Annotated in this window: 12 protein-coding genes; 5 read left to right on the top strand and 7 right to left on the bottom strand. The window is 68.6% G+C overall.

The features are described 5' to 3' along the window. Positions 1-3: 3 nt before the first annotated feature. On the bottom strand, positions 4-867 hold the full coding sequence (locus RWO82_RS00665; RefSeq protein ID WP_314422136.1) for a serine hydrolase: 864 nt from the start codon (positions 865-867) through the stop codon (positions 4-6). Beyond that, positions 864-2021: an acyltransferase family protein gene (locus tag RWO82_RS00660; RefSeq protein WP_314422135.1), complete on the bottom strand. Its 1158-nt coding sequence runs from the start codon at positions 2019-2021 to the stop codon at positions 864-866. Before RWO82_RS00660 ends, RWO82_RS00665 begins: the two co-directional genes overlap by 4 nt. 113 nt (positions 2022-2134) lie before the next feature. Here RWO82_RS00660 and RWO82_RS00655 point away from each other — a divergent pair, with 113 nt between their 5' ends. Next, a complete protein-coding gene (locus RWO82_RS00655) occupies positions 2135-3358 on the top strand; it encodes an LLM class flavin-dependent oxidoreductase (RefSeq protein ID WP_314422134.1) in 1224 nt (407 codons plus the stop codon). Between the two features lies 1 nt (position 3359). Next, positions 3360-4004 (top strand): FMN reductase, encoded by a 645-nt coding sequence (locus tag RWO82_RS00650; protein WP_314422131.1) that lies wholly within the window; start codon positions 3360-3362, stop codon positions 4002-4004. A 79-nt stretch (positions 4005-4083) separates the two neighbouring features. Here the strand turns inward: RWO82_RS00650 and RWO82_RS00645 are convergent, their stop codons facing one another. Both RWO82_RS00645 and RWO82_RS00640 read right to left on the bottom strand, forming a co-directional pair. Next, on the bottom strand, positions 4084-4794 hold the full coding sequence (locus tag RWO82_RS00645; protein ID WP_314422130.1) for a response regulator: 711 nt from the start codon (positions 4792-4794) through the stop codon (positions 4084-4086). Continuing rightward, positions 4791-6062 carry an ATP-binding protein gene (locus RWO82_RS00640; protein ID WP_314422129.1) on the bottom strand — a complete coding sequence of 424 codons (1272 nt, stop codon included), beginning with the start codon at positions 6060-6062 and terminating at the stop codon, positions 4791-4793. The genes RWO82_RS00645 and RWO82_RS00640 overlap by 4 nt, the downstream gene beginning before the upstream one ends. A 162-nt stretch (positions 6063-6224) precedes the next feature. On the opposite strand from RWO82_RS00640, the gene RWO82_RS00635 reads away from it, so the two are divergent. Further along, the gene (locus RWO82_RS00635; RefSeq protein WP_314422128.1) at positions 6225-7664 is read left to right on the top strand and encodes a cation:dicarboxylate symporter family transporter; all 1440 of its coding nucleotides are present in this window, start codon (positions 6225-6227) and stop codon (positions 7662-7664) included. A 52-nt stretch (positions 7665-7716) separates the two neighbouring features. Here the strand turns inward: RWO82_RS00635 and RWO82_RS00630 are convergent, their stop codons facing one another. After that, positions 7717-7893 carry a DUF5302 domain-containing protein gene (locus RWO82_RS00630; protein ID WP_091232420.1) on the bottom strand — a complete coding sequence of 59 codons (177 nt, stop codon included), beginning with the start codon at positions 7891-7893 and terminating at the stop codon, positions 7717-7719. Between the two features lie 38 nt (positions 7894-7931). After that, positions 7932-8504 carry a VTT domain-containing protein gene (locus tag RWO82_RS00625; RefSeq protein ID WP_314422126.1) on the bottom strand — a complete coding sequence of 191 codons (573 nt, stop codon included), beginning with the start codon at positions 8502-8504 and terminating at the stop codon, positions 7932-7934. A 154-nt stretch (positions 8505-8658) separates the two neighbouring features. Between RWO82_RS00625 and RWO82_RS00620 the strand changes: the two genes are divergently transcribed. Further along, positions 8659-10584 carry a GDSL-type esterase/lipase family protein gene (locus tag RWO82_RS00620; protein ID WP_314422125.1) on the top strand — a complete coding sequence of 642 codons (1926 nt, stop codon included), beginning with the start codon at positions 8659-8661 and terminating at the stop codon, positions 10582-10584. 33 nt (positions 10585-10617) lie between these two features. On the opposite strand, the gene RWO82_RS00615 is transcribed toward RWO82_RS00620, so the two are convergent. Then, on the bottom strand, positions 10618-11928 hold the full coding sequence (locus RWO82_RS00615; RefSeq protein WP_314422124.1) for a UDP-glucose/GDP-mannose dehydrogenase family protein: 1311 nt from the start codon (positions 11926-11928) through the stop codon (positions 10618-10620). A 361-nt stretch (positions 11929-12289) separates the two neighbouring features. Between RWO82_RS00615 and RWO82_RS00610 the strand changes: the two genes are divergently transcribed. After that, complete coding sequence (locus RWO82_RS00610; RefSeq protein ID WP_314422123.1) at positions 12290-14566, top strand: polyribonucleotide nucleotidyltransferase; 2277 nt, start codon at positions 12290-12292, stop codon at positions 14564-14566. The last annotated feature ends 192 nt before the right edge of the window (positions 14567-14758 follow it).

Raw genomic sequence — 14758 nt, 5'->3', positions numbered from 1 at the left:
CGTTCAGCAGCGGAGAGCTTCCGCGACGAAGGTGGCGAAGGCGTCGGCGCCGAAATGGTCGTCTGCAGTGACGGTCACGACGGCGTCGTCGCCGAAGATGAGGAGCTGCCCGTATGCGCCGTGCAGACGCCACACGGCGCCGGGGCCGTCCCATCCGGCCAGCGCGTAGCGTTCGTAACCGGGATTGCGACCGGCGTCGACCCAGTCCGCATGCATCGCGTCGATGACCTCGGCGGGCACGAGTCGGCGACCGTGCCAGTCGCCGCGATCGCGGATCAGCCGGCCCAGGCGCGCCATCTCCTCGGTCCGCATCGCGATGCCGCTGCCGGCGACGATGCGCCCCCGGGGGCAACGGTCCCACTGGATGTCGCCGAGACCGAGAGGGTCGAGGAGCCGGGGACGCAGATACTCGAGGATGTCGCCGGTGCGCGAGGCGAGGATCGTCATCGCCGTGTAGGTGCTGGCATTGGAGTACTGGAATACGTGACCACGGGACGGGCGTGCCAGGAACTCCTGGGCGAGGTCCGGCCAGTCGGTCATCAGGGTCTCCGACCAGGCGAGATCCACACCGCTCGTCATCGAGAGCAGTCGGCGGAGTGTGATCCGTTCAGCGCCGTCGCCCACAGCGAGCTCGGGCACGTACTCGACTATCGACGCATCGAGTGAGACGAGTCCCTCGGCGTCCGCGAGTCCGGCCGCCAGGACGCATACGCCCTTCGCGACCGAGTGGATCTCCTCGCGAACGTCGGCGGTCCACCGGTGCTCGGCGACATCGGCGCCCGCGAGCACGTGGAGACCGTGCGCGCCGAATCCTGACGAGTTCGCGTGGTCCACGAGTCGGTCGCGGATCGCTGCGGCTCTCGTCACTCCTTCAGGCTAACCGCTGGTCCTTGGCGCGGTCGACGCGAGCCCGTCGGGTCGCTCCGGTGGCCTTCCCGTCTGGCCAGTTCGGGGTCTCGGAAGAGCCAGGACGGCCGCGGTTCGACCAGCGGTCGGAAGAGCGTGCGCACGGGCTTCGTCGCGAGCGCGAGGGCGAGCACCACCGACAGCAGGGTCACGAGCGGCAGCCACAGCCAGGTCGGGTCGAGGTCGCGCAGGACTCCGGTCTCGCGGAACGGGTAGAGCACGAACGAGTGCAGCAGGAACACGTACATCGTGTACTGCCCGAACCTCGTCCACCAGAAGGTGCCGCGGGGGATGAGGGCGAAGAACGCAGCGCTCAGGACGACCGCGAGGAGCATCAGCACGACACGGACGCCGCCGGCCCACCATTGTTCTCCGCCGAGGTCCGCGTACGCGTCCTCGTAGAACAGCCAATGACGCAGGTCGATCTGCTCCCAGACGTCGATCCACCGCCAGGCGGCGAATCCCGCTGCGCCGAGCACCACGACGCTGAGGGCCCGGATCCACCACGGGCGGAGTTCGAGCAGGCGGAGACGATCGACGACGTCGCGCTCGCGCAGCCACCACCCGAGCGCGAAGAACGGCAGCAGACCGAGCGTCCGCGAGAGCGAGAAGGTGCTGTCGACATTGGGGAGGTAGCCCACGCCGATCGAGATGACGACAGTCCACAGCAGCGGCCACCGCAGCAGTGCGAGGTAGGGGAGGACGAGGCGGAAGATGCCGAGTGCCAGCAGGAACCACAGAGTCCACGACGGTGTGGTGAGGTTGGGATCGGCCTGTCCCTCGACGAGCCACTTGGTGAGTGTCCACAGGAACTCGAAGATCACGTACGGCAGGAGGATGTCGGTGATCACCCTCGCCATCTGCACGCGCGTCGGCGACCCGGATTTCGAGAAGTAGCCCGAGATGATCGCGAACGCGGGCATGTGGAAGGCGTACAGAGCGAGATACGCCGCGAGCGCGATGTCCGAATCGTACGTGAGGCGCTGGATCGCATGCCCGAGGACGACGAGCACGATGCAGGCGTACCTCGCGTTGTCCCAGAACGGGACGCGCTTGCGGGGCTTCCGGACCGAACCTGTGGTGGGGTTCGTCGTGGCGGCTCCGTCGCTGTGCATGCTCCGAGGCTACCGCCGGGAATAAAGTTGGAGCGACGGCGTTGACTCAGATACATTCAAATGAATAGAAACGGGTGCGGAGCATCCGATTCGGAGAAGACGGAGCAATCATCATGAGCGAGCAGTCAGGCGTCCCGGTGCAGTTCGGCATCATGTCGGTGAGCGACATCACGCGCGATCCCACCACCGGTGTGACGCCGAGCGAGCAGGAGCGCATCAAGGCGACCTTGGCGATCGCCAGGCATAGCGAGGAGGTCGGCCTCGACGTCTTCGCGATCGGCGAGCACCACAACCCTCCGTTTTGGTCCTCGAGCCCGACCACGTTCCTCGCTGCTCTCGCGGCGCAGACGGAACGGCTCATCGTGTCGACCTCGACGACGCTCATCACGACCAACGACCCCGTGCGCATCGCGGAGGAGTACTCGATGCTGCAGCACGTCTCGGATGGGCGCATGGACCTCATGCTCGGACGCGGCAACACGGGCCCGGTGTATCCCTGGTTCGGTCAGGACATCAGGCAGGGTCTTCCGCTCGCGATCGAGAACTACGCCCTGCTGCACAAGCTGTGGCGTGAGGACGTCGTGAACTGGGAGGGCAAGTTCCGCACTCCGCTGCAGGGCTTCACCTCGACGCCGCGCCCCCTCGACGGCGTCGCGCCGTTCGTGTGGCACGGATCCATCCGCACGCCCGAGATCGCCGAGCAGGCGGCCTACTACGGCGACGGCTTCTTCGCCAACAACATCTTCTGGCCCAAGGAGCACTACCAGCGTCTGATCGAGCTCTACCGCCAGCGCTACGCGCACTACGGACACGGCACTCCCGAGCAGGCGATCGTCGGACTCGGCGGACAGGTCTTCATGGCGGCGAAGTCGCAGGATGCCGTGAACCAGTTCCGTCCGTACTTCGACAACGCCCCGGTCTACGGTCACGGCCCGAGCATGGAGGACTTCACCGAGATGACGCCTCTCACGGTCGGTTCGCCTCAGCAGGTCATCGACCGTTACGCCGCGATGCGCGAGCACTACGGCGACTACCAGCGTCAGCTCTTCCTGATCGACCACGCGGGTCTGCCGTTGAAGACGGTGCTCGAGCAGCTCGACATCCTCGGCTCCGAGGTCGTGCCGGTGCTGCGCAACGAGATGGCGAAGGACCGTCCCTCGACTGTGCCGGATGCACCCACGCATGCCGCGCGCGTGCGGGCGGAGTTCGGTGACGGCCCGACTCGCCAGGCTCGTCCCGGTGCCAACCGCGGCGACAACCTCACGGGCGACTCGCCCTATCAGGACTCTCCTGCTCCGGCGGGAGCAGCGTTCGGACTCAGCCGGAAGGAGGCGTGAGATGACCACTCGTCGCATCGCCGTCGTGTCGGCCGGGCTCTCGAACCCGTCGTCGACACGGATGCTCGCGGATCGACTCTCGGCAGAGACCGTGAAGGCCCTCGCCGCTCACGACATCGAGGCGAGCGTCGACGTGATCGAGCTGCGCGACTATGCGCACGACATCACGAACAATCTCCTCACCGGATTCGCGCCGCCCGCGCTCGAGACCGCGATCAACACCGTGGTCTCGGCCGATGCCCTCATCGCGGTCACGCCGATCTTCTCCACGAGCTACAACGGGCTCTTCAAGTCGTTCATCGACGTGCTCGACCCGGATGCGCTCACTGGGAAGCCCGTGCTGATCGGCGCGAATGCGGGAACCGCTCGGCACTCGCTCGCGATCGACTACGCCATCCGCCCCCTCTTCGCGTATCTGCACGCCGACGCGGTCTCGACGGGCGTGTTCGCCGCATCCAGCGACTGGGGCGGAGGCGGCGACGACGTCGCCCCTCTCGCCAAGCGCGTGGAGAAGGGCGCGCGCGAGCTGGCCGAGGCGATCGCGCGGCGGGAGGTCACCGCGACCGCGGACCCCTACGACCCCGCGACATATCTCGGAGAGGGCCGGTCGTTCGGTCACATGCTCGGCGGACTCGCCGGGGAGTAGATCCTGCAGCCCGGATGACGGGCCGCACAGCGGGGCCATGTGGCCGCCGACGATGCCCGAGGGGCAGCGTACGGCGACGTCATGGCCCCTTCGTGCCGTCGAGTCCGTCGACTCGCCGGTTCCACTCGTACTCGGTCTCGGGGCGTCCGCGCGCACCGTAGCGGGGGCTCCGGACGATGATCCCCGATGATGCGAGGTGCTCGAGGTACCGACGCACGGAGACCCGCGACATCCCGAGCCGCTGGGCCGCCTCGCTCGCCGACAGCGCACCGGACGTGCGGAGCTCTGCGGTGACCTTCTGCAGAGTCGCGGCCGCGAGGCCCTTCGGGAGCGAGACGGGTGCGGTCGAGCGGCCGAGAAGGGCGTCGATCTCCGCTTGGGTCGCCTCACCGGCCGTCGACCTGGCCTGCTCCCGGTGCACGCGGTATGCGCGAAGACGTTCCTCGAACACCGCGAACGGGAAGGGCTTGACGAGATATTGGTAGACGCCGAGAGCCACCATCTGTCGCACGGTCTCGGCGTCGCGCACGCCGGTGATCGCGATCACATCGATCGACGCCGCGCGGGCTCGGAGCGCTCGCAGGACGTCGATGCCCGATCCGTCCGGCATCGTGATGTCGAGCAGTACGAGGTCGAAGGGCCGGTCGCGCGCCTGCTCGAGCACGGCGCTCACGGCTGCGCGTGCTCCGGTGCATTCTCCCGCGACGACGAAGCCGTCGATCTTCGCAAGATATGAGCGGTGGAGCTCCAGGGTCAGCGCGTCGTCGTCGACGATGAGCGTGCGTATCACGGGTGTCGCCGTCCTCTCGCGGGTGGCAGGACGACTCTGAACGTCGTCGGGTCCGAGTCGAGCTCGACCGAGCCTCCGGCGTCGAGAACCACGGACTGCACCAGGGCGAGCCCCACACCGCGCCCGGACGAGCCCGCCGGTTTCGTGGAGAACCCGTGCGTGAAGATCCGGGTCCGGAGCTCCGGCTCGATCCCCGGCCCGCTGTCCGACACGGTGAGGAGGACTCCGCCGTCGCGCGTGGAGTCGAGCGTCACCTCCACCCACCGTTCGGTCGCCGTCGACGCGGCGTCCATGGCGTTGTCGATCAGGTTGCCGAGCACCGCCACGCTGTCGACGGGCGAGAGCGGGGATCTCGGTGTCTCGGGAGCGATGTGCAGGCGCCAGTCGATCCCGCGTTCCCTGGCCTGCGACGCCTTGCCGAGCAGCAGCGCTCCCACGGTGGGGTCGCCGGCCTGACGCGCCGTGACCTGATCGACGAGCGACTGGCTCTGACGCGAGGTCTCGGTCAGGATGCCGATCGCCTCGTCGGTGCGACCCAGCTCGAGCAGCGCGACCGCGGTGTGCATGCGGTTGCCGTGCTCGTGCGTCTGGGCGCGCAGCGCATCCCCGAGCGTGCGCAGCGATTCGTAAGAGGAGACCGCATCGCGCACCTGCCCAGGGGGAAGATCGCCCGCGATGCGTCGGGTGAATCGGCGGGCGGCCCAGGCACCGAGGGCTCCGAGCGCCACGAGCCCCGCGGTGATGCCGAGGGACAGGGGCAGGCGACGGACCAGCGTGTCGGAGATCGATTCGGTCGTCACACCGGCGGACACCCAGCCGACCGGTTCGCCATCGGCGGCGAGCACCGGCACGATCGTACGCACCGAGGGGCCGAGCGTGCCCGTGAACACCTCCGTGAAGGTGCGGGAGGTTTCCGGGATGGTGCCCAGATACGTCGCCCCGATCTGCTCGACGTCGGGGTGGGTGACGCGCGTGCCGTCCGGCGTCATGATCGTCACGAAGTCCAGACCCGCATCCGATATCACGTCGAGGGCGTAGGGCTCGAGCGTGCGCGTGGCTGCGACGTCGTCACCGGCTGCCAGCGCGGCGACCACGAGCGGCGACACGGCGAGCGTCGCGGCAGCGGTCGAGGTGACGCGCTCGGCCTCGGCGTGCGTGGCACGTTGCGCATCGATCACGAGGAAGACCGCGACCAGAGCCCCGACGACCAGCGCCGCGACCAGGAGCACGGCGAACACACGTGAGGCGATGCTGCGCGCGGGTCTCATCGCGTCCTTCCGATCGGCGGTGATCGCGGAGTCCGGCATATCGGCGATGACCAATACGACCACAAATGGTCATGCCGAGTGAAGTCCGCGACGGTGAGCTTACCGAAGGCGAGGACGCCGGAGGGCATGAGACGAAGACGTTCATGATCAAGGAGGAACAACATGGCCATCACGACGGGGTTCTCGCTTCCCGGATTCCATTGGCGGCGCGGCAAGCAGGCGTGGGACCGGCACACGTGGCTGTATGTCTCGGTGATCATCGCGGTCGTGCTCGGTGCGGCCGTGGGGCTCATCTGGCCAGAGGTCGGCCAGAGTCTCGAGCCGATCGGCAAGGGCTTCGTGTCGCTCATCAAGATGATGATCGCCCCGATCATCTTCTGCACGATCGTGGTGGGCGTCGGCTCCATCGCGAAGGCCGCGACCGTCGGCAAGATCGGCGGACTCGCGCTGCTCTACTTCATGGTGATGTCGACGTTCGCGTTGGCGATCGGTCTCGTGGTGGGCAACATCATCCACCCCGGTGCCGGGCTCGACATGGCCAATGCGAACTACGACACCACCGACACCGAAGCCAAGACGACGACCGAGTTCATCCTCGGGATCATCCCCACGACCTTCTTCTCCGCCTTCACCGGTGAGAGCGTCCTCCAGGTGCTGTTCATCGCCCTGTTGGTCGGCTTCGCACTGCAGGGGCTGGGCGACAAGGGTGCACCGATCATGGAGGCGGTCAAGAACCTCCAGAAGCTGGTGTTCCGCATCCTCGGCATGATCCTGTGGCTCGCGCCGCTCGGAGCGTTCGGCGCGATCGCGGCGGTCGTCGGGAAGACCGGCATCGCGGCCATCTGGAGTCTGGGCGTGCTGATGATCGCGTTCTACATCACCTGCCTGCTCTTCATCGTGGTCGTCCTGGGGACGCTGCTCTTCGCAGTGACCCGGGTGAACATCTTCAGCCTCGTCAAGTACCTCGCCCGCGAGTACCTGCTGATCGTCGGCACCTCGTCGTCGGAGTCGGCTCTTCCCCGTCTCATCGCCAAGATGGAGCACATCGGCGTCTCGAAGCCGGTGGTCGGGATCACGGTGCCCACCGGATACTCCTTCAACCTCGACGGCACGGCGATCTACCTGACCATGGCCTCGCTCTTCATCGCGACCGGAATGGGACAGCCGATGACGATCGGCGAGCAGATCGGACTGCTGGTGTTCATGATCATCGCGAGCAAGGGAGCCGCCGGCGTCACCGGCGCAGGACTCGCCACGCTCGCAGGCGGTCTGCAGGCGTACCGCCCCGACCTCGTCGACGGCGTCGGCGTGATCGTCGGGATCGACCGGTTCATGTCGGAGGGACGGGCGCTGACCAACTTCACCGGCAACGCGGTAGCGACCCTGCTCATCGGCACCTGGACGCGTGAGATCGACCGTGAGCGGGTGCAGCAGGTGTTGAGCGGCGCGCTGCCGTTCGAGGAGTCCTCACTCGACGGGATCGATGAGCACGGCATGGCGGACGAGAAGAAGGCCGTCGACATCCAGGAGCTGAAGGAGTCGGCTCTTCACGAGATGGCGGCGAAGGAGGAGCGGGCACGCCTGCGCGCCAACCAGGGCTGATCGCGGAGAACGATGCGGGAGTCGACTGTCGTCGGCTCCCGCATCTGTGCGGTCAACCGCTCTTGCGTCGGAACTCGCGCCTCGTCTGCGGGGCGGGCGCGCCGTGGACGGCGGAGTCGCCGTCCAGGTGGGCCTCACCCTGTCGGTGGTGCGCGTTCTTCTTCTCGAGCGCTTCCTTGAACTTGCGCTTCATCTCCTCGCTGGAGGAGGCGCCTTCTTCGGTGCTCATGGTCGCCAGCCTAGGGCACGTCATGCCCCACGGGCGGATCACCTCCTGGCACGACGGGACACGAGGTCGACCACCGCGCCGAGCCCGACCGCCACGGCGACCGACACCGGTACGGCGACCAGGGGGCCGCCCGGCACCAGCGCGGCGACGAGGGCACCGACGGATGCCTGATACGCAGCCCACCCGAGAGCCGCCACGGAGACCAGCAGCAGGTATCTGCCCGCGTGGATGCGCGAGGCCCCGGCGACGAGGTTGATCGCCAGACGCGCGAACGGCACGAACCGGGCGGTGAAGAGCACCGTGGCGGTCCCCGCGTCCAGACGGCGCCGCGCCCACTCGAGGGCATGGCGCACACGCCGCGCACGCATCCACCGCCAACGATCGGTGCCGACGGCGCGACCGATGAGATAGCAGGCGGTGTCGCCGGCTGCGGCCGCCGCCGCCGCGCACACGATCACCGCCCACAGCGCGGGCGCACCGGTGGTCGAGGCGAGGGCTCCCAGCGCGGTCACCGCGATCTCCCCGGGGATGACGACGATGAACGCGTCGCCGAGAACCAGCGCACTCATGATCACGAGGGCCCACGGGCTGCTGAGCAGGTCGGTCGGCACTCCTCCACAGTGCTCGCCGCAGATGAACGGGAACCGACGTCCGGATAGCCGGTGACCAGCGTTCCAGCATCCGGTGAACTTCTGGTGCCTCCCGCTGGTTTCGGCGTCCCGCGATGCCGGGCCGCTGCATCCTGGGGGTGTGAGAGTCGCGATCGTGACAGAGTCCTTCCTTCCCCACATGAACGGGGTCACCGGATCCGTGCTGCAGATCCTCAGACACCTCGAGCGCAGCGGCCACGACGCTCACGTGCTCGCTCCGGACGCCGTCGGGATCCCCGCACGGCTCAACGGCGCACGGATCGAGCCGATAGCGAGTCTCGGGCTCCCGGGTTATCCGGACGTGAGGGTGGGGACCTCGCCCGCACATCGTGTCGAGGCATCGCTGCGTCGGTTCCGCCCCGATGTCGTGCACCTCGCCTCCCCGTTCGCTCTCGGGTGGCGTGGAGCGCTCGCCGCCGACCGGCTCGGCGTCGCCGCCGTCGCCGCGTACCAGACCGATGTGGCGGCGTACACCGCGAGATATCGCCTCCCGATGACCACCGGGATCGCCCACTCCCACATCGCGCGTCTGCATCGGAGAGCGACCATGACGCTCGCGCCGTCAGCTGACTCCGAGCAGCAGCTCCGCGAGCTGCGCGTCGACCGCGTGCGACGCTGGGGCAGGGGAGTGGACGCAGAGAGATTCCACCCCTCGCGTCGCAGCGCCGAGCTCCGGGCCACGTGGGGCGCCTCGGTCGTGATCGGGTACGTCGGACGGCTCGCCCCGGAGAAGCAGGTCGAGGATCTCGCCGTCCTGCAGGGCATCCCGGGCGCACGGCTCGTGATCGTCGGCGACGGCCCGAGCCGTCCGAAGCTCGAGACCCTGATCCCGTCCGCGCACTTCCTCGGTCATCTGGAGGGCGACGCGCTGGCCGCGGCGATGGCGTCGTTCGACGTCTTCGTGCACCCCGGCGAGAGCGAGACCTTCGGTCAGACTCTGCAGGAGGCTCACGCCAGCGGTGTGCCCGTCGTCGCCACCGGCCGCGGCGGACCGATCGACCTCGTGCGCAACGGAATCGACGGCTGGCTGTACCGGCCGGGCGACCTCGACGACCTGCGCATGCGGGTGACGGATCTCGCCGGAGACGCGCGCACGCGCCGCGCATGGGGAGACGCAGGGTGGAACGCCGTGCAGGGACGCAGCTGGGCGAGCGTCTGCGATCAGCTCCTGGGGCACTTCGACGAGGCGCGGTCGCTCCGCTCGGTCGACTCCGCCGCGCGCGCTCGCCGCATCACACGCCCGGAGCCTCCCGCGCCCGTGGGAGCTCGCCCCTGGCGCCGATACGTCGCCATGGGCGACTCACTGACCGAAGGACTGTGCGATCCCGCTCCCGACGGCTCGCTGCGCGGCTGGGCCGACCGTCTCGCGCTCCTGCTCTCTGCGCAGGGGGGACTCCGCTACGCGAACCTCGCCATCAGGTCCAAGCGGGTCGACGACCTGTGCCTCACCCAGCTGCCCCGGGCCCTCGCGCTCGAACCCGACCTCGTCTCGATCCTCATCGGCGCCAATGACCTCGTAGGGCCCGCGGTCGATGTGCCGGCGCTCGCCGCGGCTCTCGAGCACGCGGTGCGGCAGCTCCGCGACGCGGGGGCCGACGTCCTTCTGGTCACGCCGTTCCTGCCGCGTCGCCGGGCCGCGTCGCTCTATTCACGCCGGTTCGCCGCCTTCGCGGCGGAGCTCGCGGGAGTCGCCGCTCGCACGGGGGCCATCCTGATCGACACGGACCTGTACCCGAGCCTTCCCGATCGCCCGAACTGGGGGGAGGATCTCGTCCATCTGAGCAGTCGCGGGCACCGATTCCTCGCCTACCGGGCCGGAGAGGTCCTCGGAGTGCCGCATGCGGACGCATTGGGTGCTCTCGATGCCGCGCTGCACGAGAACGAGCCCCTCGGCGCGGGGCTGTGGTGGCGGCGACACGCGCTGCCCTGGGTCTGGCGCCGACTGCACGGACGCGCCGCGGGCGACGGGCGGGTCGCGAAGCACGACGACTACGTCTATCTCGGCCGCTCTCGCGCCCCACGTGGTGCCGCGCTGAGTTGATCCCGGTGGGACGCCCTCAGCGCGACACCGCCGTCAGCGCCTCCCCATCCCGTGGTACGACCACCCCGCCGCGCGCCACTCGGCGGCGTCGAGGCAGTTGCGACCGTCGATCATCACTCGCCCCGCCACGAGCGACCCTGCATGCTGTGGGGTGAGATCGCGCCGGTACAGATCCCATTCCGTGACGATCACGACCGCGTCGGCATCGCGCAGTGCGTCGTCGCGCTCGGACGCATACCCCAGCTGCGGGTGCGCCGCGGCGGCGTTCTCGAGCGCAGCAGGATCGGTGACCACGACGTCGGCGCCGAGTCCGCGCAGACGCACGGCGAGGTCGAGCGCGGGTGAGTCGCGGATGTCGTCGCTGAAGGGCTTGAAGGCCGCCCCGAGCACGGCGATCCTCCTGCCGAAGACGAGCCCCCCGAGTGCGTCCACGACCAGCTGCACGGCGCGGTCACGACGGCGCAGGTTGATCGCATCGACTTCGCGGAGGAAGCCGACCGCCTCGCCGCGTCCCAGCTCCTCTGCCCGAGCGGCGAAGGCGCGGATGTCCTTCGGGAGGCAGCCGCCGCCGAATCCGATGCCCGAACCGAGGTAGCGCCTCCCGATCCGCGTGTCGTGGCCGATCGCATCCGCCAGGAGCGTGACGTCGGCTCCCGCCGCCTCCGCGATCTCCGCCATCGCGTTGATGAAGGAGATCTTCGTGGCGAGGAACGCGTTGGCCGCACCCTTCACGAGCTCGGCCGTGGCGAGATCCGTCACGAGGAACGGGGTCCCTGCGTCGACCGCGCCGCGGTACGCCTCGCGGATCAGATCGGCGGCCCGCGCGCCTGCGTCGTCCGTCGGCACGCCCACCACGAGGCGATCGGGTGTGAGCGTGTCGTGCACGGCCCAGCCCTCGCGGAGGAACTCGGGGTTCCACACGAGGGTCGCCCCGGCGGCGGCCACCTGTGGCGCGAGACGCTCGGCCGTGCCGACGGGCACTGTCGACTTCCCGGCGACCACGTCACCGGGCTGAAGGTGGGGGAGCAGCGACGAGATCGCGGCGTTCACGAAGCGCAGGTCGGCCGCGTGCCCGCCGGGCGCCTGCGGCGTGCCGACGGCCAGGAAGTGGATGTCCGCTCCCGCTGCATCGCTCATCTCGGTGCTGAAACGCAGGCGACCCGATGCGAGACCCTGCTCGAGAAGCTCGTCGAGCTGCGGCTCGAAGAACGGCGCCGTCCCGCTCGCGAGCATCGTCACCCGTGGCCCGTCGACGTCTATGCCGACGACCTCGTGTCCGATCGAGCCCATCGCGGCGGCGTGCACGGCACCGAGGTACCCGCATCCGATGACTGACATACGCATGGAGACAGGACACCGGAGGCTCCTCGCCGCGCGGGATCCGGGGGGTGAACAGGGCATGACCGGGACATGTCGGAACGCGAGAGCCGCGCTCGCGCGGTTTTCCGGACCCCCGCTGATAAGCTGGACGAGGTCGGCGTATGTCGACCGCACAACTTCATATCGACTCATGGAGCGATCGGCGGAGAGCTGGTCCCCTGTGGTGGGTTCCTCGGCGAGACGTCGGGTGGCTTTCTACTGGTGGCCAGCGCAGGTGAGATTCGCGGGAATGCCCGCGCGCCCGTATCCGGCCGGATCCGCTCCTTCATGAATGCGCTCGCGCGTCACACGGATTCGCGAGTCTAAACAAAGAAGGAGAGACCTCTTGGAAGGTCCTGAAATCACCGCCACCGAGGCCGTTCTCGACAACGGCCGCTTCGGCACCCGCACCATCCGCTTCGAGACCGGCCGCCTCGCGCAGCAGGCTCAGGGCGCAGTCGCCGCGTACCTCGACGGCGAGACCATGCTCCTCTCGGCGACGAGCGCGGGCAAGCACCCGCGTGAAGGCTTCGACTTCTTCCCTCTGACGGTCGACGTCGAAGAGCGCTCGTACGCCGCAGGAAAGATCCCCGGTTCGTTCTTCCGCCGCGAGGGCCGTCCCTCGACCGAGGCGATCCTCGTCTGCCGTCTGATCGACCGTCCGCTGCGTCCGTCGTTCGTCGACGGTCTGCGCAACGAGGTCCAGATCGTCATCACGGTCCTCTCGATCGCCCCGGGCGAGTTCTACGACGCTCTCGCGATCAACGCGGCCTCCGCGTCGACGCAGATCTCGGGACTTCCGTTCTCGGGTCCCGTCGCCGGTGTGCGCCTCGCGTTCATCCCCGGCCACGGCGAGCACGCCGACCAGTGGGTCGCGTTCCCGACCGCCGAGCAGGTCAGCGAGGCCGTCTTCGACCTGATCGTCGCCGGCCGTGTGGTCACCAAGGCCGACGGTTCCGAAGACGTCGCGATCATGATGGTCGAGGCCGAGGCCACCGAGGGCAGCTGGAACCTGATCAAGGCCGGCGCCACCAAGCCCGACGAGACCGTCGTCGCGCAGGGCCTCGAGGCCTCGAAGCCCTTCATCGCGCAGCTGGTCAAGGCTCAGGCCGAGCTCGCGGCGACCGCCGCGAAGGAGCCGGGCGTGTACCCGGTCTTCCCGCCGTACTCCAGCGAGGTCTACGACTTCGTGGCCGAGCGTTCCTACGACGACCTGGTGAACGTCTACCAGATCGCCGACAAGCAGGAGCGTCAGGGCAAGGACGACGAGGTCAAGGACCGCGTCAGGGCGCAGCTCATCGAAGCGGTCGAGGCCGGCCAGCTGCCGGCGGGGGCTCCGCTCGAGTTCGCCGCGGCGTACAAGTCGGTCACCAAGACGATCGTCCGCGGTCGCATCCTCACCGAGAGCGTCCGCATGGACGGCCGCGGCCTGGCGGACATCCGTCCGCTCGACGCCGAGGTCCAGGTGATCCCGCGCGTGCACGGCTCGGCGATCTTCCAGCGCGGTGAGACCCAGATCATGGGCGTCACCACGCTGAACATGCTCAAGATGGAGCAGCAGATCGACTCGCTGTCGCCCACGACGAGCAAGCGCTACATGCACCACTACAACTTCCCGCCCTACTCGACCGGTGAGACCGGCCGTGTGGGTTCGCCGAAGCGTCGCGAGATCGGGCACGGCTTCCTCGCCGAGCGCGCCCTCGTGCCGGTGCTGCCGAGCCGCGAGGAGTTCCCCTACGCGATCCGTCAGGTGTCCGAGGCGCTGAGCTCCAACGGCTCGACGTCCATGGGCTCCGTGTGCGCCTCGACCCTATCGCTGCTGAACGCGGGTGTGCCGCTGCGCGCCCCCGTCGCCGGCATCGCGATGGGTCTCGTGTCCGACGAGGTCAACGGTGAGACCCGCTACGCGGCGCTGACCGACATCCTCGGCGCAGAGGACGCGCTGGGCGACATGGACTTCAAGGTCGCCGGTACCAGCGAGTTCGTCACAGCGATCCAGCTCGACACGAAGCTCGACGGCATCCCGTCGTCGGTGCTCGCGGGCGCGCTGACGCAGGCGCGCGATGCGCGTCTCACGATCCTCAACGTGCTGAACGCCGCGATCGACGCTCCCGACGAGATGGCGCCGACCGCGCCGCGCGTCATCAGCGTGCAGATCCCGGTCGACAAGATCGGTGAGCTGATCGGCCCGAAGGGCAAGACGATCAACGCGATCCAGGACGAGACCGGTGCGCAGATCTCCATCGAGGAGGACGGCACCGTCTACATCGGCGCGACCGACGGCCCCTCGGCCGAGGCCGCCCGCGCCCAGGTCAACGCGATCGCGAACCCGACCAACCCCGAGGTGGGCGAGCAGTTCCTCGGAACCGTCGTCAAGATCGCGACGTTCGGCGCGTTCGTGTCGCTGCTCCCGGGCAAGGACGGACTGCTGCACGTCACCGAGGTGCGCAAACTCGCCGGTGGCAAGCGTGTGGAGAACGTCGAGGACGTGCTCTCCGTCGGCCAGAAGATCCTCGTGAAGATCACGAAGATCGACGACCGCGGCAAGCTCTCGCTCGAGCCCGTCATCGACGAGGCTCCGGCTGCGGACGCGGCTCCTGCTGAAGAGGCCGCCTCCGAGTAGTCGAGCGCTCTGACACGAGCCCGGGCCGGCCCTCACGGGCCGCCCGGGCTTCGTCGTATCCGATGTGACCAAACCGTTACGGGAAGTTCTCCCGCCGTTCCGCAGATTGGTCAGCGCATCCACGGTTCTCGAATACCCTCGAAGTACGCACCGGGGGGTGCACCAGTAGCAGTGACGCAGATCGGCTCGCGC

It is taken from the genome of uncultured Microbacterium sp. (assembly GCF_963521645.1).
In the GTDB taxonomy this organism is placed as follows: Bacteria; Actinomycetota; Actinomycetes; order Actinomycetales; family Microbacteriaceae; genus Microbacterium.
Note: the sequence above shows the minus strand (reverse complement) of the source record. Positions and strands in the feature narration are given on the sequence as shown.